The organism is Streptomyces sp. NPDC007971 (genome assembly GCF_042958635.1).
Taxonomy (GTDB): domain Bacteria; phylum Actinomycetota; class Actinomycetes; order Streptomycetales; family Streptomycetaceae; genus Streptomyces.
In genome coordinates this window covers 17800-37586 of sequence record NZ_JBIBJK010000018.1, presented here as the reverse complement: position 1 = coordinate 37586, position 19787 = coordinate 17800, and the positions used below count along the sequence as shown (strand labels likewise).

15 protein-coding genes are annotated in these 19787 nt (G+C 72.7%); 3 read left to right on the top strand and 12 right to left on the bottom strand.

Annotated elements, in window-relative coordinates:
- Positions 1-18: 18 nt before the first annotated feature.
- The 3 genes from ACFZCP_RS32295 to ACFZCP_RS32285 form a co-directional block, all read right to left on the bottom strand.
- Positions 19-960 (bottom strand): LLM class flavin-dependent oxidoreductase, encoded by a 942-nt coding sequence (locus ACFZCP_RS32295; protein ID WP_391434119.1) that lies wholly within the window; start codon positions 958-960, stop codon positions 19-21.
- Between the two features lie 163 nt (positions 961-1123).
- A complete protein-coding gene (locus ACFZCP_RS32290) occupies positions 1124-2362 on the bottom strand; it encodes an LLM class flavin-dependent oxidoreductase (protein WP_362692958.1) in 1239 nt (412 codons plus the stop codon).
- A gap of 169 nt (positions 2363-2531) precedes the next feature.
- Complete coding sequence (locus ACFZCP_RS32285) at positions 2532-3299, bottom strand: alpha/beta fold hydrolase (RefSeq protein ID WP_391434115.1); 768 nt, start codon at positions 3297-3299, stop codon at positions 2532-2534.
- Positions 3300-3475: 176 nt separating this feature from the next.
- Between ACFZCP_RS32285 and ACFZCP_RS32280 the strand changes: the two genes are divergently transcribed.
- Positions 3476-4069 (top strand): TetR/AcrR family transcriptional regulator, encoded by a 594-nt coding sequence (locus ACFZCP_RS32280; RefSeq protein WP_362692964.1) that lies wholly within the window; start codon positions 3476-3478, stop codon positions 4067-4069.
- Between the two features lie 200 nt (positions 4070-4269).
- Here ACFZCP_RS32280 and ACFZCP_RS32275 read toward each other — a convergent pair whose 3' ends face one another.
- Positions 4270-4749 (bottom strand): SRPBCC family protein, encoded by a 480-nt coding sequence (locus tag ACFZCP_RS32275; RefSeq protein WP_362692967.1) that lies wholly within the window; start codon positions 4747-4749, stop codon positions 4270-4272.
- 600 nt (positions 4750-5349) lie between these two features.
- On the opposite strand from ACFZCP_RS32275, the gene ACFZCP_RS32270 reads away from it, so the two are divergent.
- Entirely contained in the window at positions 5350-6303 is a 954-nt protein-coding gene (locus ACFZCP_RS32270; protein WP_391434109.1) for a VlmB-like protein, read from the top strand.
- On the top strand, positions 6300-7199 hold the full coding sequence (locus ACFZCP_RS32265) for an alpha/beta fold hydrolase (RefSeq protein WP_391434105.1): 900 nt from the start codon (positions 6300-6302) through the stop codon (positions 7197-7199). Before ACFZCP_RS32270 ends, ACFZCP_RS32265 begins: the two co-directional genes overlap by 4 nt.
- A gap of 101 nt (positions 7200-7300) precedes the next feature.
- Here ACFZCP_RS32265 and ACFZCP_RS32260 read toward each other — a convergent pair whose 3' ends face one another.
- Genes ACFZCP_RS32260 through ACFZCP_RS32225 form a run of 8 tightly spaced genes read right to left on the bottom strand, consistent with a single transcriptional unit; the run spans position 7301 to position 19270 of the window.
- Positions 7301-8299 (bottom strand): DUF2156 domain-containing protein, encoded by a 999-nt coding sequence (locus tag ACFZCP_RS32260; protein ID WP_362692976.1) that lies wholly within the window; start codon positions 8297-8299, stop codon positions 7301-7303.
- A complete protein-coding gene (locus tag ACFZCP_RS32255) occupies positions 8296-8826 on the bottom strand; it encodes a hypothetical protein (RefSeq protein WP_391434101.1) in 531 nt (176 codons plus the stop codon). The genes ACFZCP_RS32260 and ACFZCP_RS32255 overlap by 4 nt, the downstream gene beginning before the upstream one ends.
- Positions 8826-9269 (bottom strand): SRPBCC family protein, encoded by a 444-nt coding sequence (locus tag ACFZCP_RS32250; protein ID WP_362692982.1) that lies wholly within the window; start codon positions 9267-9269, stop codon positions 8826-8828. The genes ACFZCP_RS32255 and ACFZCP_RS32250 overlap by 1 nt, the downstream gene beginning before the upstream one ends.
- A 1-nt stretch (position 9270) precedes the next feature.
- Positions 9271-10566, bottom strand: a complete 1296-nt coding sequence (locus tag ACFZCP_RS32245; protein ID WP_391434097.1) for an aminotransferase class III-fold pyridoxal phosphate-dependent enzyme — start codon at positions 10564-10566, stop codon at positions 9271-9273.
- Between the two features lie 17 nt (positions 10567-10583).
- Positions 10584-11723, bottom strand: a complete 1140-nt coding sequence (locus ACFZCP_RS32240) for an acyl-CoA dehydrogenase family protein (RefSeq protein ID WP_391434093.1) — start codon at positions 11721-11723, stop codon at positions 10584-10586.
- On the bottom strand, positions 11720-13387 hold the full coding sequence (locus tag ACFZCP_RS32235; protein ID WP_391434090.1) for an aldehyde dehydrogenase family protein: 1668 nt from the start codon (positions 13385-13387) through the stop codon (positions 11720-11722). Before ACFZCP_RS32235 ends, ACFZCP_RS32240 begins: the two co-directional genes overlap by 4 nt.
- Positions 13381-16170 carry a beta-ketoacyl synthase N-terminal-like domain-containing protein gene (locus ACFZCP_RS32230; RefSeq protein ID WP_391434087.1) on the bottom strand — a complete coding sequence of 930 codons (2790 nt, stop codon included), beginning with the start codon at positions 16168-16170 and terminating at the stop codon, positions 13381-13383. Before ACFZCP_RS32230 ends, ACFZCP_RS32235 begins: the two co-directional genes overlap by 7 nt.
- Positions 16163-19270, bottom strand: coding sequence for an amino acid adenylation domain-containing protein (locus ACFZCP_RS32225; protein ID WP_391434084.1), 3108 nt, complete (start codon positions 19268-19270; stop codon positions 16163-16165). The genes ACFZCP_RS32230 and ACFZCP_RS32225 overlap by 8 nt, the downstream gene beginning before the upstream one ends.
- Positions 19271-19787: the final 517 nt, after the last annotated feature.

The following is a 19787-nucleotide window of genomic DNA, read 5'->3' as shown; positions in this document are numbered from 1 at the left end:
CGGGGAGAAACGGGAAGATCAGGCCGTACGGCGGACCGACCGGTCCGCGGGCCGGTCCAGGCCCAGGCGTCGGCGCAGCGTTCGTGCACCGCGCGACGGGCCGGACACCAGCCGGTGTTCGCGCAGCATCGGCAGCGTTTGGCCGACGAAGAGTTCCAGCGCCGCCGGGCCGCCGGGCAGGTCGATCAGAAGGCCGGCGGGCCGCTCCTCGTGCAGCAGCCGCCGGACGCGTTCGACGGTTTCCCCGGACGGCTCGGGGGCGACGGACAGGGGCGCGATCCGGGGCGTCCGGGAGGGGACCGGGCGGTCCGTGACGTGGTAGTCGGGCGCGCCGGGAGCGTCGGCCGGGGTGTTCCAGGCGGCCAGCGTCACGGGGTGGCCCTGCGGTGGCCGGGCGATGTTCAGTGGGCCGGCCACCTGGTAGTGGGGGCCGTCGTGGTCGAGGCGGTGCATGCCGTCGGTCCTGAAGTAGACGCCCGAGGCCCGGTCGTGCACGAAGGCGTCGTCGTCGAAGCTGTCCCACAGGCCCGCGAGCACGCCCAGGTACTCCTCGGCGCGCCGGTACTCCTGGGAGCATCGGCGCTCGGCGGTCCGTCGGTGCGCCTCGGGCGTCTCGGGCCCGGCCGCTCGCTCGACGGTGTCCGGACGTGGGTCCAGCAGCACCCCGGCGCGGCCGCCGGACATGAGGTCGAGGGTCGCCAGCTCACGCGCCAGGTGGTACGGCTCGTGGGAGGCGGGGGACGCCTCGGCGATCAGGCCGATGCCCGTGGTGCGGGGAGCGAGGGCCGCGAGGACGCCGGTGGGTTCCAGTGCGGCCGGACCGACGGCGTCGTTCCTGCGGCTGCCGACGGTGTCGCTCCTGCGGATGACGAGGGCGTCGATGCCGGCCCGGTCGGCGGCGACCGCCGCGTCGGACAGCCGGCGCAGCCACGGCCCGACCTCGCCTCCCGGCCGTGGCACTTGTGGCGCCGCACCGTGCGATGCCTCACCGTGGTGTGGTGAATCGCCGTGTGGTGAATCGCTATGTGGTGCCACACCGTGCGGTACCGCACCGTGCGGTGCCGCATCCGGACGCGGTGTCGGGGGCAGGGCGACGAACAGTCGTACGGGGGCGGGGGCCGGTTCAGGCATGGGTGCCTCCGGTGGCGAGTGCGTGGCCCGGCAGACCGAGGTTCTGCCGCAGGTCCCTGCCGTCGTAGGCGTTGGGGAAGAGTCCGCGGCGCCACAGTTCCGGGATCACGTGGTCGACGAAGTCGACGAGGGGGCCGGGCAGGAAGGGGAAGGAGATCATGAAGCCGTCCGCGCCCCGTTCCTCGTACCACTCCTGCATACGGTCGGCGATCTGGGACGGGGTGCCGGCGACGATCTGGCCGCTGAGGAAGTGCTCGGCCAGCTGACGGGTCGTGAAGCCGTGCTCCTGAGCCATCCGGATCAGCAGTTCCCGGCGGCTCTGGCTCCGGTCGGTCGGCGGGATCTCGGGAAGCGGTGCGTCCAGATCGTGGCCGCTCAGGTCGGTCCCGAGGTTCTCCTGCAGCCACTGGCGGGCCACGTCCTCGTGGACCAGTCCCCGCAGCGCCGCCAGATGGCCCCGCGCCTCGGCCTCGGTGGCCGCCACCAGGGGCCAGAAGGCCGGCCAGATCTGCACCTGCTCGGGCCGACGACCGGCCGCCCGGACCCTCTCCTTCACCTCGGCGTAGAACCGGCGGGCGCCGGGCAGGTCGCGCTGGTCGGTGAAGACGACGTCGGCGTAGCGGGCGGCGAAGTCGATGCCCGCCGGGGACGCACCCGCCTGGAAGAGGACGGGATGGCCCTGGGGCGGTGCGGGGATGCCCTGCGCCCGGCCGAGGTGCGCCGCGTCCCACAGGGCGCGGACCTCGTCGACGGAGCGTTCGGCGAGTTTGTACCTCATGTCGTGCGGGACGGGCGTCCGGCCGAAGTTCGCCGCTTCCTGCGGCAGGACGGACGTCACGATGTTCCATCCGGCCCGGCCGCCGGAGATCGCGTCGAGCGAGGCGAACCTGCCTGCCAGCCGGTGGGCCGGCCAGTAGGTGGTCGAGCCGGTCGCGACGAGGCCGATGTGCTCCGTGGCGCCGGCCAGCCCGGCCAGGAGGGTCATGGGTTCGAAGTGGTCCGCCCTGGCGGCCTTGTTGAGGCCGGGACCCTCGCCCCAGGGCGCGAGCAGATCGGGGCGGAAGACGGCGTCGATCCTGCCGCGCTCCAGCTCCATGGCGAGGAACTCGTGGAAGGCGTAGTCGAGTTGGCCCGTGGCAGCACCCTGCGGGTGGCGCCATCCGGCCCAGTGGCCGCCGGAGCCGTGCAGCAGAACTCCCAGTGCGAGCCGCCCGGTGAGCGCGTGCGGCATTGCGGTTTCTCCCCTCGTGGGTGGGTGCGGTGAGGTCGTGACCGACGGCATCAGGGGCCCGGCGGAGGCCGGTCCGTGCGGATGACCGGCGGAGGCCGGTCCCTGCGGATGACCGACGGAGGCCGGTCCATACGGGTGGCCGCGGCCGCCCCGGGAGCGATGAGGTCGCTCACCGCCCGGCAGCCCCGGCCACAGGGATGCCGTCCGAGGCCGCGGGGACCGTGTCCGCGGCGGCCGCTTCGGCGAGGGAGCCTTCGGCGAGGGTCGCCAGGAAACGGGGCACGGTCTCGTCCCGCCAGGGAAAGAAGTGGCCGCCGGCGAGGACGCGCAGCCCCTGCCACCGCCGGGCATGGCGCTGCCACGCGGCCACCTGGCCCGGCGGATGGACCACGTCCTGATCGCCGGCCAGCGCGTACAGGGGGACGGTCACCGGCCGCGTCGGCGAGGTGCGGGCCCGGGCCAGGAGCCGGAAGTCCGCCTGCAGCGGACGCAGGACGAGGGCGCGCATCTGCGGGTCGGCGAGCACCTCGGCGGGAGTCGCTCCGAGTCCGGCCACATGGTCGAGAAGGGCGTCGGGGTCGTCGGCGAGTTCGTGGTCGGCGCGGGTGTCCAGGAGTTCGCAGGGCACCATCGCCGAGATCACCAGGGCCCGTGGCGGTGCGCCGAGTTCGCACAGCGCGTGGCAGACCTCGTGGGCGAGGAGCCCGCCCATGCTGTGGCCGAAGAGGACCAGCGGTGCGGTGGGATCACCGAGGCGCGGCAGCAGGTCCGCTACGGCGTCCGCGGCGCTCTCGTGCGGCCGCTCGGCGAGTCTGCGGCCGTGGCCGGGCAGTTCGGGTGCGACGAGTGCGCACGACGGCGGCATGAGTGCGGACCAGGGACGGTAGGCATCGGCGGATCCGCCGGCGAAGGGCAGGCAGACGACACGGGCTTTCATGTGATTCCCCCTGAGCGGGTCCGGACGCCGGGCGGAGGTGGTCCGCCGGACCGGCCGTCACCGGAATGACCCCGCGATCAAAATGCAACGCAACGGTGCGTTGCCATCCTAGGATGGCGCTAAACTTAGCGCAACACAACGTTGCGTTCGGTCCGTTGGGCCGGTCGGAGGTCGCGATGCCAGCAGCTGGAACCAGGCCGGACGGGCAGTCGGCCGGCAGGCCGGGAGGGCCCCGCCGCAAGGACGAGATCTTCGCGTCCTGCCTCGAACTGCTCACGGCCCAGGGTTACGACGGACTCACCGTCGAGGGCGTCGCCCAGCACTCCGGGGTCAACAAGACGACCCTCTACCGCTGGTGGCCGTCGAAGTCGGAGCTGCTGCGCGACGCGCTGCTGAACTCGGGCATGCTCTCCCTGGACCTGCCCGACTCCGGCAGCCTCAAGGGCGACCTGTCCGATCTCGCCACACAGCTCCAGGCCCTTCTCGACGAGCCCCGCACGAGCGCGGTGGTGGAGGCGGCCCTGGTGGGGGCGGTGCGCCACCAGGCGATGCGGGAACTGGTGACGCACTTCCTGGAGGACCGGCTCGGACGCCACCAGCCCATCTTCGCCAGGGCCGTGGAACGCGGGGAGCTGCCCGCGGACTTCGATCCGGCCCTGCTGGTGGACGCCATGGCCGGCGCGCTGTGGATCCGCCTGCTGGTGCGCCGCAAGCCGGCCGAGAGCGACTTCACCGACCGGCTGATCTCGATGCTGCTCCAGGGCGCCTGAAACCGGCGCGCGGGTCACCCGCCCGGACCGGCGGGACGGGCCGGCGCCGCGCCACGGCCGGCAAGGCGGGCCGACACCCCTCCCCGGCCGGCCGGTACGGGCCGAGCCGAGCCGGCCGACGAAGCCTCAACCACCAGGCACGGCCGGCCGACCGGGGCGGCTTCCACCACCCGGCACGGCCTCAGCCGACCGGGGCCGCCTCAGCCACCCAGCGAGGCCTTGAGCCGGCCGAGCGTGGTCCGCATGCCGGCCCGGTTGACCTCGGCCCGGTCGGCCGGCCGCGTTCCCGTGAAGACCCGGCCGAGGAACTCCGCCGTCCGCGCGCCGGGGCCGGTGCGCAGGTCCTCCCAGTACTCCGTGACCCTGGTGGCACCCTCCTCCGGCTGGAAGCGGTACCCCCACAGGGCCACGGGCAGACCGAACGTCGTGACCCGGAAGGCGAACTCGCAGGGCCGCTCGGCCCTGACCACCCGGCAGGTGGTGAACCAGAGCAAAAACCCCTTCCGGTTGAACCCGACGAACCCGGTTCCCGCGCGCACCTCCCGGCCGCGGATCCAGACGCCGAAGCACTCCGGGCTCCACTTCCCCATGTTCCGCAGGTCGGCGACCGCGGCGTACACATCCTTGGCGGAGGCGTCCACAAGAACGCTCTCCTCGACCTTCCACAGTCGTTTCACCATGACCCCCGAGCGGATTCCAGTTGTGCCACGAGTCCGGAACGGCCGGACGTCCACCGGGCGTGAACTGCGGTCCCTGCCAAGGGGACCGGGCAGTGGAACGCCTTGACGGTCGGACGACGGCGCTCCTACTGTAGAACGAGCCGGATCGTTCTACAACGTCTTCGGGCGGGCCGAGCGCCGGCTCGTCGTACAGCGGTGACGGGAGAGCGACCGACGGGGGGAGACACCTCGGCCGACGAGGGCCGGGCCCCCGTTCCCCGGCGCCGTGCCCCACCCGATCGGCAGCCGGAACCGCGACTGCCGCCGGACCCGCAGTTCCGCACCGGTGCGCCAGAGGCCCGACCGAGGGACACCCGAGGTCCCGGACGACCGGACGCGACCGAGGGACACCCGAGGTCCCGGACGACCGGACGCGACCGAAGGGCACCACTGGTCCCGGACGGCCGATCGGCGGAAGACCGGCCACCGGGCAACCGGCCTTCCCCCGTGCCGCGTTCCCCGCGCACTCCTCGGTGCCCGCGGAAGTGCGGCACAGCACCTCGGCGGCGGCACGCCCCGACCGTCCCAGCCCCAATGGAACACGACCCGAAGGACCGTACTGTGACCGAAATCCCCGTGGAAGCCGACTGGGACAACGCCCCGGGCGTGCTCGAAGGCGCCCGCGAACTCGAACTGACCCCCGCGATGTGCAACCTGCCGTACTGGTTCGAGCACGTGGCCGGCTCCATGCTGCGGCGCCTGTCGGACGGCACCGTGACCGCCGCGGGCCCGACACAGGCCGTGCTGCGTCCGGGGCCGATGCGTGAGGCGCTCATCGACGAGTTCACCTTCCGGACCCTGGCCGAGGACAAGGCGACCCGTGCGCTGTCCTTCCTCGTCTTCCACGCCCCGGACCGGGACTGCCTGGAGTTCTACGCCACCCAGCTCGTCGACGAGGCCCGGCACGCGCGCGCGTTCCGCGACCATCTGCTCCTGGTGGGTGTGCCCGACGAGGAGATCTCGGCCGCGGTCGCCCGGACCGCGGCGTCGTCCGGGGCCGCCGTCCTCGACCCCCTGGAGGAGTTCGGTCTCGGCGTCCTGCGGGACCGGCAGGACTTCTACGGCGGTGTCCTCGTGCTCACCGTCCTGGTCGAGGGGATCCTCGCGCCCGCGGCCGAGCTGAGCGAGCGCAAGTGGAAGGTGCTGGACCCCTCCGCCGCGCTGGTCGAGCGCGGGGCGAACATGGACGAGATCCGCCACCTGGCCGTGGGCAGCGCCGTCGTACGCCAGTACCTGACGCAGCGTCCGCAGGCACGGGCGGGGTTGGTCGACCTGGTCCGGGAGGGGCGGCGCCTGTGGGAGGAACTGCCCATGCAGGAGGTGCTGTACCGGCGGGAGTCGCTCTTCCAGGAGGGGCTCGCCGAGCACGGTCATCTGCTGGGCGACTACGAGATCTGGCCCGGGCGGCGGCTGGTGGACAGCGGCATCGAGGAGCGGATGGAAGCCGCCGAGCGCTGGTCGCGCGAGACGCAGGACGCGCGGCTGAAGTACATGCTCCTGGACGAGGCGCTGTGACGGCCGGCCCGGCCGCCACCGGCACCTGGCGGATTCCGGCGGCCGGCGGGCCGGACGGCGCGGAGTTCCTCGCCGCGACCGTCACCGGCGCCGGGTCCGCGCCGCGGGCCGTGGTCGTGATCTGGCCGGCTCTCGGTGTGAAGGCCTCGTACTACGCGCCGTTCCGCGACCAGCTGGCGAGCCGGGGCATCGCCTCCGTCGCCGTCGACCTGCGGGGCCAGGGCGACAGCCGTCCGCGCGCCGGGCGGGGAACGCGTCACGGCTACCACGAGCTGGCGACCCGTGACTGGCCCGCCGTCATCCGTGCGACCCGCGAGCGCTTCGGCCCCCGCACCCCGCTGTACCTGCTCGGGCACAGCATCGGCGGGCAGGTCAGCGTCATGCACACGGCCCACGACCCCCGGAGCGCGGACGGCATCATCCTCGTCGCGGCCGGTTCGGTGGACCACCGGGGCTTCTTGGGCGCGGACAAGCTGCGCGTGCTGGCGAGCACCCAGTTCATCTCCCTGGTAGCCCGGTTCTGGGGCTACTGGCCGGGGCACCGGCTCGGCTTCGGCGGGCGCCAGCCCGCCCGGCTCATGCGGGACTGGGCGAGGATCTGCCGGACGGGCCGCTTCGCCCCCACCGGGTCGGACTTCGACTACGAGACGGGCATGGCGCAGGTCGTCCTTCCCGTGCTGGCGGTCTCCGTCGAGGGGGACCGGCTGGCTCCCGGCCGGGCGGTGGACCGCCTGTGCGCCAAACTGCCCTCGGCGACGATCGACCGCTGGCACTTCCGCCCGGAGCACGGCGGCCGCGTCGACCACGTCCGCTGGGCGCGCTCCGGTGAGGGCATCGCGGAGCGGATCTCCGACTGGCTCGCACAGCGGCACACGGTCCGCGACAGCACCCTCTGAATCAGGACCGGGCAACACCCTCCGAAACAGGACCGGGGCGGCTGCAGCGTCACACGACGCGGCAGCCGCCCCGGCCTTCGGGCCCGTGCGACAAGGCGGGTTCAGACGGAGTTGGTCAGCCGCAGCAGGTTCCAGACCGCGCCGGGACGCACGCCGCCCTGGAAGGCCGCGTACTCCGGCTCCAGCACCTGGGGCGCCCACTTGAGCTTGAACGCCTCCTGCGTGCGGGCCGGGTAGACGGCCCTGCCGTGCTCGGCGACCAGGCGCAGCGACCGGGTCAGCGTCCGGGACGCCGACGCCGGCTCGTGGCGCTCGCTCAGTCCGGCGAACGGCGTCAGCCCGAGGTGGAGCCAGCCCGTCCCCTCCGAGCGGAACAGCTCCAGCGCCGTCAGGTTCACCAGCTCGATCGTGCCGACCGGAGCCTTCGGCGACCGCCTCGTCAGGTCGTAGAGCCAGCCCGGACGGGCGCCCCAGGCCGGGGAGTAGGTGATGTAGCCGACGGTCGTGCCGTGCCGGCGGGCGACGAAGGTGCGCCGCAGGGGCGCGCCGGGCCCGCCCCTCTCCCCGATCAGGAACGACAGCTCCTTGACGTGGCGCCCCTTGGCCCTGAGCCACTCGGCGTCCACGGCGTCCAGCTCCGACTGGTCCGGGGCGCGGGAGTCGGCCTCGTGCACGGTGACGCCCTCGCGTCGCGCGCGGGCGACGTTCTGGCGGATCTTCGCCAGGTGCCTGCCGCGGAGCGTGAAGGCGGACAGGTCGATGCTGTAGGAGGTGCCGATCTGGTTGACCGTGAAGCCGCGGGACTCGTAGAGGGGCACGTCCGCGGACCGGATCTGGGCGGCCGTCAGCCGGGACGGCCGGGGGCCGCCCGCCACCACCCGGTCGAGGAACTCGTCGAGCAGTGCTCCCCTGTCGCCCTGCGCGGCGAAGGGCCCGCCGAACTGGACGACATGGCGCCCGCACCGGCGGTGCGCGACGATCCCGGGGACCCGGCCGCCCCTCCAGCGCGAGGTGGCCTCGTTGAGCGCCAGGGCACCGCTGGGATGGTCGGCGTGGGCGCCGAGGAGAGCCACCTCCTCGGCGCCCGCCGCCCGGATCATCGGGCGTTCCCCGCACCCACCCGGTGCGCGGGGGCTGCGTCGGCGGCCGGCTCCCGGGCAGCGCGGGCCGCGCCGGGTCCCTCGGGCGCGGCGGCCAGCGCCTTCTCGAACGCGGTGAAGGCCGGGTGCACCTTGGGTTCGAACGCCACCCCGAACGGCTTGAGGAAGTTCCCCAGCAGCCCCCGGTCCCCGCACAGATGGACCGGCACGGCCAGCAGGGCCCACTCCCAGCCCACCAGCCAGCCCCACAGGGCGACCACAGCACCGGCGGTCAGCCAGCTGTGCATCGTGTTGTACAGGACGTAGTAGCCACGGTGGATCGGCCTGCCCTTCGCCCTGTGGTGGGCCCACGCTCCGGGGAGGTACCCGAAGATGTCGATGTAGGCGAACATGCCCACGGCCACCAGCCAGCGCACGTCGTGCCAGTGGGCGAGCATGAAGCCGGCGCTGAGGAGCAGGCCCACCGTGTACTCCGCCCGCAGGAGGCGGAAGGTCACGGGTGTCTCGAAGCGGTTCAGCGGGTCCATCAGACGACCTCTCCCTGTCCGAGCAGAGCCCGGAGGATGTGCTCGATGGTCTCCCGCAGCACGCGCTCCGCCACCGGGTCCACGATGTTGGCGAGTGTGGGAAGACCGAAGTCGAAACCGGCGGTGAAGACGACACGGGCGCCGTCGTCGGTGCCGTCGACGCTCCACGCGCCGTCGAAGGTCTCGAAGTCCCCGTGCAGCTGGCGGAAGGTGATGCTCAGCGCGGAGTCGTCGAAGACGTCCTCCTCGGTCCAGGCCAGCACACCGTTGCGGAAGTCCACCTCCCAGTCGCTGTGCAGCGATCCGTCGTCGAGCAACGGGTGGACCGTCACCTTGCGTACGGTGTCCACGAGGTCCGGATAGCGGGCGAAGTCGCGGATGCGGCCGTAGGCCTGGGCGGCGTCGACGCCGTGCGCCTGGAAGTCGAGTCGTACCGAGCGCACTTCAGCGCCCTCCTGTCGGCGTGTCGGTGTCGTGGGGCCGGTCGGGGAACCGTTCGCCGAGGGTCCGTGCGGACTGCCGCACGGCCTCCGTCAGTTCCTGCGCCTCCTCGGCCGTGAGGACGGCGGGCGGGGTCAGCCGGACCACGGCGTGGGCGTTGAGCGAGTGGTTGACGATCACGTCGCGGTGCAGCAGTTCCAGCAGGAACTCGCCCGCCAGGCCCGCGTCGTGGAATTCGATGCCGATGAGCAGGCCCTCGCCACGGACCTCCCGGACCAGGTGCGGGCAGTGCCGCAAGGCCGCGTCGGCGATCTGCGGCAGGAGCAGGTCCCCCAGCTCCCGGGCGCGCTCGACCAGGCCCTCGTCCTCGATGACCGCGACGGCGCTCTCCGCGGCGGCCATCGCCACCGGGGCGGCGGCGAAGGTGGAGGTGTGGATGAACGGGTCGCGGTCGAAGGGGGCGAAGGCGCGCTGGGTGGCCACCGCCGCGGCCACGGGGATCACGCCGCCGCTGAGGGCCTTGCCGACGAGCAGGACGTCCGGGACCACGCCCGCGCGGTCCGCGCCCCACCAGTGGCCGAGCCGGCCGAGGCCGGTCATCACCTCGTCCAGGACGAAGAAGGCCCCCCTCTCGGCGCACAGGGCCGCGACCTTCCCGAGGTAGTCCGCCGGGGGCACCACCACGCCCGCTTCGCCCTGTACGGGTTCCACGATCACCACGGCGTCGGAACCGTCCGGGCCGAGCACCCGGGCCAGCGCCTCGGCGTCGCCGAACGGCACGTGCGCGGTGTCCGGCAGCAGCGGCTCGAACGGCGCCCGGTACAGGTCCTTTCCGGTGGCGGACAGGGCACCGAGGGTCTTGCCGTGGAAGCCGCCCTCGGTGGCGACGATCCTGCGGTGCCCGTGGCAGCGGGCCAGCTTCAGCGCCGCCTCCACGGCCTCGGCGCCCGAGCCGCAGAAGTGCACCCGGTCCAGCCCCTCGGGGGTGACCCGGGTCAGCGCGGCCGCGGCCCGCCCGGCCGCCGGATCCAGCAGGAGCCGGGTGGACAGCGGGTGCGTGCGGATCTGCCGCTCGACGGCGGCCACCACCCGTGGATGGCAGGCCCCGGCCAGGAACACGCCGTAGCCGCCGCAGTTGAGGAAGGACCTGCCGTCCTCGGTGCGCACGCGCGCGCCGAAGGACGACGCCTCCACATGGCCGCCGAACATCTCCCCCAGCCGTCCCCGGCCGCTGCTCAGATGCGCCTTGTACAGGTCCGCGGTCGCGTTGCCCCGGCCGGTCGCCGGCTGTTGCCCCACAGTTCCTCCTGGTGTGTTCACTGCACCCTCAGCGGGTCGCCGGCATGGTGGTCGAGCAGCGCCTGGGCGGTGGCGGTCCGGGACGGGGGATGGAAGGCCAGCGCCCTGCTGACGGCGAGGAGGTGCCCGGTGTCGGGCGAGGCGGCGAAGGCCAGCCCGCCCAGCAGTTCGGCCGCCAGGTCGGCCGTGCCGACGAGCATCTCCTGGACCGCGTAGCGGGCGGTGAGCGCCGCTCCGAGCTCCGGATTGCCGACGACCTGGGCGTCCACGGTGTGCGCCACGTTCTCCGCCAGACCCGCGGCCGCCTCCACGCCGGTGATCAGGGCGGCCCGGTCGGTCGCGCTGCCCCGGCCGGACCTGAGTGCCGCCTCGGCCAGCCGGCCGACCGCGCCCGTGTACGCGGCGGTCACCAGCAGCTCGAACCACACGAAGCCCACGGTCTGGAGCGTGTCCAGCCCGGTTCCCAGCTCGACCTGGGGGCGGAGCATCAGCTCCTCGGGCACATGCACGTTCTCCAGCACGACCTCGTCGCTCTCGGCGCCCGCGAGGAACGGCGAACCCCAGAACGGCCGGCGGGTGATGCCGGGGGATTCGGCCGGCACGAGCGCCACGCCCAGCTCACTGCCGCCGTCCGGGCCGGGCAGGGCCACACCGGCGGTGAGCAGGTGCATCGAACGGGACAGGCTGCACGGCTTCTTCGACCCGTTGACCAGGAACCCGCCCCCCACGGGAGTCGCGGTGACCGCCGAGTCCAGGATCCTGGCGCCCGCGCGACCCTCGGCGAATCCGGACGCCACCAGCAGCCCGTCCCGGGCGATGCCCTCGATCAGCATCCATTCCAGGCCGCCGGCATCGGCCGAGGCCACCAGTGCCACCAGGGAGGCGACCGAGAAGTTGTGCATCGCGGTGGCCACGGCCAGCGAGGGCGACAGCGCGCCCAGCGCCCGGGTCACCCGGACCGCCTCCAGGGCCGTCGCGCCCGCGCCGCCGTAGGTGGCGGGCACCAGCAGGCCGGGGCCGCCCGCGGCCCGGAAGACCTGCAGACCGTCGTTGCCCGGGGCCTCCAGCTCGGCGAGCGGCCGGTGCTCCAGCTGCTCGGCGAGGCCGGGCAGTGCCTTGTCGCACGCCTCGCGTGCGCTCTGCATCGCGCGGATCACGGCGTCTCCCGGGCGTCGGCGTTGCTGTCGGCAGGGGCGTCGGCATCGGTGTCGGCATCGCTGCCGGCAGGGGCATCGGCGTCGGCGAACACGGCGCCGGACGGATCGATCCCCGCGGCCACGCTCACGCCCTGGAGGTGACTGGTGCGCAGCGCCGGGTAGTTGGCCTCGCCGCAGGGGCCCCCGGTCAGGCCGGTGCCGCCGTGCGTGGGCAGCACGGGCAGGAACCCGATGTGGGAGTCGTTGACCTTCAGCAGGCCGCCGCCGCGCACGCCGGCGACGAACGCGTCGATCACCTCGTGGTCCCTCGCCCACAGCGAGTTGCGCAGGCCGTACGGGTTGGCGTCGGTGAACTCCACGATCTGTTCCATCAGCTCCGCGTCAGGCGCCCTGTCGGGGACCACCACCGGAAGCAGCGGGAAGAACGTCTCCTCCCGCACGGCGCGCAGCAGACGCGACCGCTTGAGCCCGTCCACCCGGACCACGGTGGGCTCCAGGAACAGGCCGCCGACCTCGTTGGGTGTGCCGTCCACATCGAGCCGCCGCCCGCCCGACACCAGCTGGGCACCGAGGTCGAGGGCCTCGTCGAGGACCTCCTGGAAGGCGTCGGTGCGCCGGACCGGGGACAGCAGAACGCCGGGGTCCTCCGGCATCCCGGGCCGGATCCCGCGCACCCGCTCCGTCAGCTTGTCCAGCAGTTCGCCGGCGATGTCGGGGTGCACCACCGCGCAGTTGGGCACCATGCAGATCTGGCCGGACCCGTAGAACGCCTCCGCCAGGGCGGTGGCGGCCAGGTCGAGGTCGGCGTCGCGCCAGACCACGCAGATGTCGTTGCCCGCGAGTTCCAGTACGGGCTTCTTGCCGTGCCTGACGCACTCGGCGCCGAACGCCACGCCCTGTTCGCTGCCGCCGAAGTACATGATGTCGTCGACCAGCGGGCTCTCCAGCCACTGCTGCAGCGTCTGCGGGGCGTCGGAGCAGACCACGGACAGCACCTCGGCGGGTGCCCCGGCCCGTTCGAGGGCAGGGACGACCAGTTCGTGCATGGCGTGCAGCACGCCCAGCGGCGCGCTGCGCGGTGCACGGACGACCAGGGCGTTGCCGGCGGCGAGCGCCCAGGCGCCCAGCATCGCGTTGGCCAGGGTGGCGTTCTGCGGCGGGTTGAGGCACACCACGCCGTCGGCCACGCGGCGCACCGTGAACCGCCGCTCCCCCGCCGGGATGTGCTGCTCCAGCTGGCCGGCCAGGAACTCCACGGTCTCCGGGCTGGTGTTGACGACGATGCCGGACACCTCCCAGCGGGCGAGCGCCCGCGGGTGGCCCTCGGCCACCAGCATCTCGACGATCTCGTCGTGTTTCTCCCGGGTGAGCCGGTGCAGCTCCGTCACGAACCGCAGCCGGTCCCGCAGCGGCCGGGCGGCCCACCGGCGGACCGCTCCGGCGGCCGCGGCCAGCGCGGCGTCGACGTCGTGGCGGTCGGCCACCGCGCACCGGCCGACCACCGAGCCGGGGGCCTGCTCGGCGGGCATCCTGCCCTGGTCCAGATCCCGCTTGACGCGGATGGAGCCGATGACGTCGTCGAGCATCGCGGACGCCCGCACGGTGTACGTCCACTCGTCCGAGAAGCTCTCCCGGCCTGCGATGTAGGAACCGTAGGTCAGCACGTCGGGGCCTCCTCCTGCCCGGCGCCGCGGGCGTCGGCGCGGTCGAAGTCGGCGACCGCCTCGTCGAAGGCGGCGGCCAGGGTCCTGATCGGCTCCCCCTCGGCGAACATGGAGAAGTGGTCGCCGAGCACCTTGGAGACGTTCAGGCGTCCCGACACATGCCACTGCCACACCGACTTGTCGACGAGGTTCATGCGCAGCGAGGTGTCCAGCCGGACGGTGCTGTCGGCCTCCTCGGCGCGCAGCAGGACCAGGTCACCCTGGAACCGCTGGTCGGGATAGTGCCCCTTGAGCAGGTCGTAGTTGTGCTTCCAGACCTGGTAGAAGCCCTTCTCGCGCAGCTCCCGGGCGTCCAGGCCGTCCTCTCCGACAGCGTCCAGCAGCAGCGGGAAGGCCTCGGCGAATTCCTCGTCGCTCAGATGGCGGCCGACGTAGGTCTCCGGCGGATAGCTGTCGAACATCAGCAGCGTCTCGACCTCCTCGCCGGCCGCCTGCAGCTGCAGCGCCATCTCGTAGGCCACGTTGCCGCCGAAGGAGTACCCCCCCAGCCGGTAGGGGCCCTCGGGCTGCCGGCTGCGGATGCGCTCCAGGTAGAGCGCGGCCAGAGCGCGCAGGGAGGTGGGCGCGGCGTTCACGTCGGAGGGGAAGGACAGGGCGGTCAGCGGCACGGCCGACCGGGAGTGGGCGGCCAGTCCGGTGTAGATGAAGTTGGTCCCGCCGGCGGGGTGGACCAGGAACAGCGTCCGGCCGGCACCCTCCCGGACGGTGACGAGGCCGTCGGAGCCGCTCTCGCCGGCGAGCAGGGCGCACAGCCGCTCGGCCATCTGCTGCGCCGTGTGCAGTTCGGTGAACTCGTCGTATCCCAGGTCGACGTCGAACTCGTCGCGCAGGCAGGTGGTGACCTCGACCGCGAGCATCGAGTCGCCGCCGAGCTCGTAGAAGTCGTCGCCGGGGGCGACGTCCGTCATGTCCAGGTGCTGTTCCAGGACGGCCAGGACACGGGAGAGGACCTGGGCCGAGTCGGCCCGGCCGGCCCCCACGGGGAGGGGGGCCGGGGCCGGGCGACCGGCGGCCGGGCTCTGGGGGATGGAGTCCCGGCCGGGCTCGGGCAGCCGGAGGTCCGGCTGGATCCAGTGGCTCTGTTCGTTCAGCGGGTGGCCGGGCAGGGACACCTTGCGTCCCGGGGACCCGGTCCAGGCGGCGGGCGGCCGGCCCTGGGAGACGGCTGTCCCGGAGGCCACCGCGCGCAGGCCGGCCCGCACCTCGTCGAGGCAGGCGGCCTCGAAGACATGGGTGACCGCCATCCGGGCGCGGCCCGTGAACAGGGTGTAGGCCAGGTCGCGGACCGCGGGGGCGGTCGCGTCGTCGGCGAGGTGGTGCAGCAGCTCGGTGGCCGTCGTGCGCAGCGCGTCGTCGTCGCGGGCGCTGAGGACCACCGGGTGTGCGCCGGCCTTCTCGGCAGCGGGCACGGTGGGTGCGGGCGCCGCCTGGAGCACGCAGTGCACGTTGGTGCCGCCGAGGCCGAAGGAGCTGACCGCGGCGGCGGCGAGCGGTTCGTCCTGGCAGGGGGTGGCTTCGGTCGCCACGGAGAACGGCAGCGTCGGGTCGGCGTGCGGGCTCAGCCGCTCGAAGTTGATCTGCGGCGGCACGGTCTGGTGGTGCAGCACGAGTGCCGTCTTGATGAGGCCGGTGACCCCGGCCGCGGCGTCGAGGTGGCCGAGGTTGGCCTTCACACTGCCGATGCGGCAGTCGGGCGCGGGGCCCCCGGCAGCGCGGTAGGCGGTGGTGAGCGACATCAGCTCCAGCGGGTCGCCGACGGCCGTGCCGGTGCCGTGCGCCTCGATGTAGCCGATGCCGGACGCGTCGAGACCGGAGGACTCCAGGGCCGCCCGGATGACCGACTGCTGTCCGGCCGGGCCCGGGGCGGTGAACCCGATCTTCTCGGAGCCGTCGTTGTTGACGGCGGTACCGCGGATGACGGCGTAGATGCGGTCGCCGTGGGCCAGCGCGTCGTCCAGCCGCTTGAGGACGACGACTCCGCAGCCGTTGCCCTTCACCGTGCCGGCCGCGTCGGCGTCGAACGGACGGCAGTGGCCGTCCGGGGACAGGATGCCGCCCTGCTGGTAGCGGTAGCCGCTGGTCTGCGGCACCGTGATGCTCACTCCTCCGGCCAGGGCCGCCGTGATATCGCCGCGTTCGAGGGCGACGCAGGCCAGGTGCACCGCGGTGAGGGAACTGGAGCACGCGGTCTGCACGCTCAGGCCGGGCCCGCTCAGATTGAGCTTGTACGACACCCGGGTGGCGAGGAAGTCCTTGTCGTTGCCCAGGAGCACGGGGTAGGTGAGGGCCGCGTCGGCGAACTCCTCGGACCGCAGCACGTTGGAGAGCAGATACGTGCTCATGCTGGTGCCCGCGAAGACGCCCACGGGACCGTGGTCGGGGCCCGGCGCGATGCCCGCGTCCTCCATCGCCCGCCAGGCGCAGGTCAGGAAGATCCGCTGCTGCGGGTCCATGAGCTTGGCATCGCGCTGGGTGACGTCGAAGAACCGGGCGTCGAAGAGGTCGGCGTCCGCGAGGTCGGCGCCGCGGCGGACGTATCCGTCGGCGTTCGCCCGGTCGGCGGGCACACCCGCGGCGCTCAGTTCGTCGTCGTCGAAGTCGCGGACGGACTCCCGTCCCTCCAGCAGGCTCTGCCACAGTTCCGTGGTGTCGCGGGCGCCGGGGAAGCGCCCGGCCATGCCCACGATCGCTATGGCGCTGCCGCTCGTCTGGCTGTCAGACACCTGCGGTCCCCCGAATCGATTCGATGTGCGCCGCGAGCCGGCGCACGGTGGTGTGCGTGAAGAGCTGGATCATTTCCAGGTCAGGGACGGAGAGTTCCTGCTGGAGCCGGCGGTGGACCTCGACGATGTGCATGGAGGACCCGCCGACGTCGAAGAAGTTGTCGTCGGCACCGAAGTCGGTGGTGTGCAGCACCCGGCTCCACACCGCGTGCACCGCGGCGGCCGTGGTGTCCGCGGCCTCGGCCGGAGCGGCGGTGGCGGGCTGGTCCGCGGACTGCGGCCAGGGCAGGGCGGCGTCGTCGACCTTGCCGTTGACGGTCAGCGGCAGGGCGGCGGATCGTACGACGCGGGAGGGCACCATGTAGCCGGGCAGCCGGTTGCGCACCTCCTGGCGGATCTTGGCGTCGGGGGGCAGCTCCGGTCCGGCGACGAAGGCCACCAGACCGGGGTGCCCCGGGTCGCGTTCGTCGAGCCGGACGGCGCACTCCTGCACGCCCGTGACGGCGAGGAAGGCGGACTCGACCTCGCCCAGCTCGATGCGGAAGCCGCGCAGTTGCACCTGCTTGTCCATCCGGCCGAGGTGGACGAGCGTGCCGTCGGGGCGGACGAGGCCGAGGTCGCCGCTGCGGTACACACGGTGGCCGTCCACGACCGGGAACCGCTCCGCGTTCAGCTCGGGCCGCCCGAGGTAGCCGAGGGTGACACCGGCCCCGCCGACCTGGATCTCGCCGGGCACTCCCGGCGGGCAGACGTGGCCGTCCCGGTCGACCACCGTGACGGTGAGGTGGGACAGCGGGCGGCCGATCACGGACGCGGTCTCCGTCTGTGCCTGGTCGGGCGTCACCTCGTGGTAGGTGACGTGCACGGTGGTCTCGGTGATGCCGTACATGTTGACCAGCCGGGCCCGCTCCCCCATGAGGTCGTACCAGGGGCACAGCGCCGCGTACCGCAGGGCCTCGCCGCCGAAGACCACGTGACGGACCGCCAGGTCCTGGGCGTCCCCCGGGCGCAGCACCTTGAGGAGCTGGTTGAAGGCGGACGGGGTCTGGTTGAGGACGGTGACCTGGTCGCGGATCAGGAGTTCCCGGAACTCCTCGGGCGACTTGGCGGTGTCCTCCGGCACGACGGCCAGGCGTCCGCCGTACAGCAGCGCGCCGAAGATCTCCCAGACGGAGAAGTCGAAGGCGTAGGAGTGGAACAGGCTCCAGGTGTCCTTGGCGCCGAAGCCGAAGTCCTTCTGTGCGGCGTCCATCAGCCGCATCACGTTGCGGTGGGTGACGCGCACGCCCTTGGGGCGGCCGGTCGATCCGGAGGTGAAGATCACGTAGGCGCAGTCGTCGGCGTGCCGGACGGCGGCCGCGGCGGACGGTTCGGCGCCGGCCAGGTCGGCCGCGGCCACGGGGGACAGCAGTTCCGCGCCGGGCCAGCGGTGCTCGTCCTCGATGACCGGCAGGCCGCCGGGGAAGCTGTCGAGGATCTGGTGGATGCGCGCGGCCGGCGAGTTGGGGTCGAGCGGTACGTACGCCCTGCCGGCCTTGAGGACTCCGAGGACGGCGGCGACGAGGTCCGGGCTCCGGCGCATCGCGATGCCGACGTACTGCCCCGGGACGTGGGCGGCGAGGTGGCCCGCGACGCGGTCGGCGCGGTCGTTGAGTTCGCCGTAGGTGAGGGTGGCGCCGTTGTGCACGACGGCGGTGCGCTCGGGGTGGGCGAGTGCGACCGATTCGAACCAGTCGGCGAGGGAGGCCGGGAGCGCGGGGTCCGGCAGGTCGGCGGCAGCGGGGTTGACCAGCGCCTCCAGGCGCCGGCGGGCCGGGCCGTCCAGGGCGGGCAGCTCGGTGATGCGCCGCTCGGGGGTTTCGGCGACCAGCCGCACGATGTGGTGCATCACGGCGAGCGGGTCGGTGGCCCACTGCTCGTGGGAGCACTCGGCGTGGATCTCGAAGTCCTCGCCGTGGTCCTCGACGTTCATGGACATCGGGTACTTGACGACCTTGCGGCGCAGCGGAAGCTGCTCGACCGTGCAGTCGCCCAGCCGGATCTTCAGCGGCTGCTTGTAGTACGTGAAGGTCTGGTCGCAGCTCATGGGGCCGTCGACGGCGCCGGGCATGACCTCACGGGCCACTGCCGCCAGGTCGAAGTCCTGGTGGCGCAGCAGCATCGTCTTCGTGCTCTCCAGCGACCGGCACAGGTCGGCGAAGGTCTCGTGGGCCGTCAGGTCGGTGACGAGGGGAAGCGTGTTGACGAAGTAGCCGAAGGAGGCGCGCTGGCGCGGACCGCGGCGGTTGGACACGGGGATGCCCACCACGGGGGTCCGGCCGCCGGTGCACCGGGCGTAGGTGACGAGATAGGCGGCGAGGAAGAAGGTGAACGGCGTGCAGCTCAGTTCCTCGGCCCGCCGGCGCACCCTCGCGCTGGTCGCGGGGTCCAGGAGCAGATGGCGTTCCTCGCCGTGCAGGGCTCCGTCGGGGCCGCGGCGGCCCAGCAGGCGGTCGTCGCTCAGCGTGGTCAGCCCCGACAGCTGGTCGCGGAAGAAGGCGACCGCCTGCTCGGTCGGCCGGCGCGGCTGGACCAGCAGGGACGGCGCGTCCAGGACGGAGTCCGCGAGCTCGGCGTCCGGGTCGGCGTAGAGCCGGGCGATCTCGCTCACGAGGTTGAAGTGGCTGTAGCCGTCGGCGACGAGATGGGAGAAGAACATCGTCAGGTAGACGGCGTCGTCGTCCCGGTAGAGGCGGAACGTGAACTGGCGCGGAGCGTCCGGGGCCAGAGGCGTGTCGACCTCGCGGGTGAGCAGATCGGTGACCGTGCGGCGGCCGTCGCCCGTGAGGTCCGTGACCGGCACGAGGTCCTCGGGGCTGCCCGGGTAGGGGCGGTGGACGGCGAGGACCTGTCCGTCGTGGCGTTCGAACGAGGTGTTGAGGGCGCGGATGCCGGCGCCCAGCCGGCCGAGCACCCGGCGCAGCCGCGGCAGGTCCACGTCTCCGGTGATCCTCAGGGCCAGGGACAGGTTGAAGGCGGGGTCGTCGGGATGGATATGGGCATGCGTGTAGAGCTTGAGTTCTGCGGGCGTCGCTGTCGCGGCGGACGTCTGTGATTCCATGGATGTGTACCCACTTCACGTCAGTAGGAGTCCGGGAACTGCATCGGTCGGACTACTCTTGAGCCGAATGGCATTGGACGCGGAAAACCCGTGATCGCCTGGGCGGCATGGGAATACGAAAGGGAATTCAGCGAGAACACCGACGGGTTTTCCCAAGGGTCCGCTTTCCGATTCCAGTTCACTGGATATACGGAGGCGGAATCGTCGTCACGCGAGTTCGCGTGACGGCCGTACGCATGGGTGACGGAGCTCAGGAAACCTGCGGCCTGCCGGTCCGGGCAGGCGCGGCCAAGGCATGAGTGGGTGGTGCGAACGATGCCAACTTCATGTACTCCCCCGTACGTCAGGCATGGCGGTCGGCGGCGGGGACTTCACCCGCACACCGACCAACCCACCGAAGGTACTGACAAGTACCTGTTCAAGGTGGGTTCGTTCAATCGATCACGATCGGCCTGAGCGCCCCGCGAGAGGGCCTCGGCGGTTGGTCCGCCCCAACTCAGAACGATCCGACTCGTTC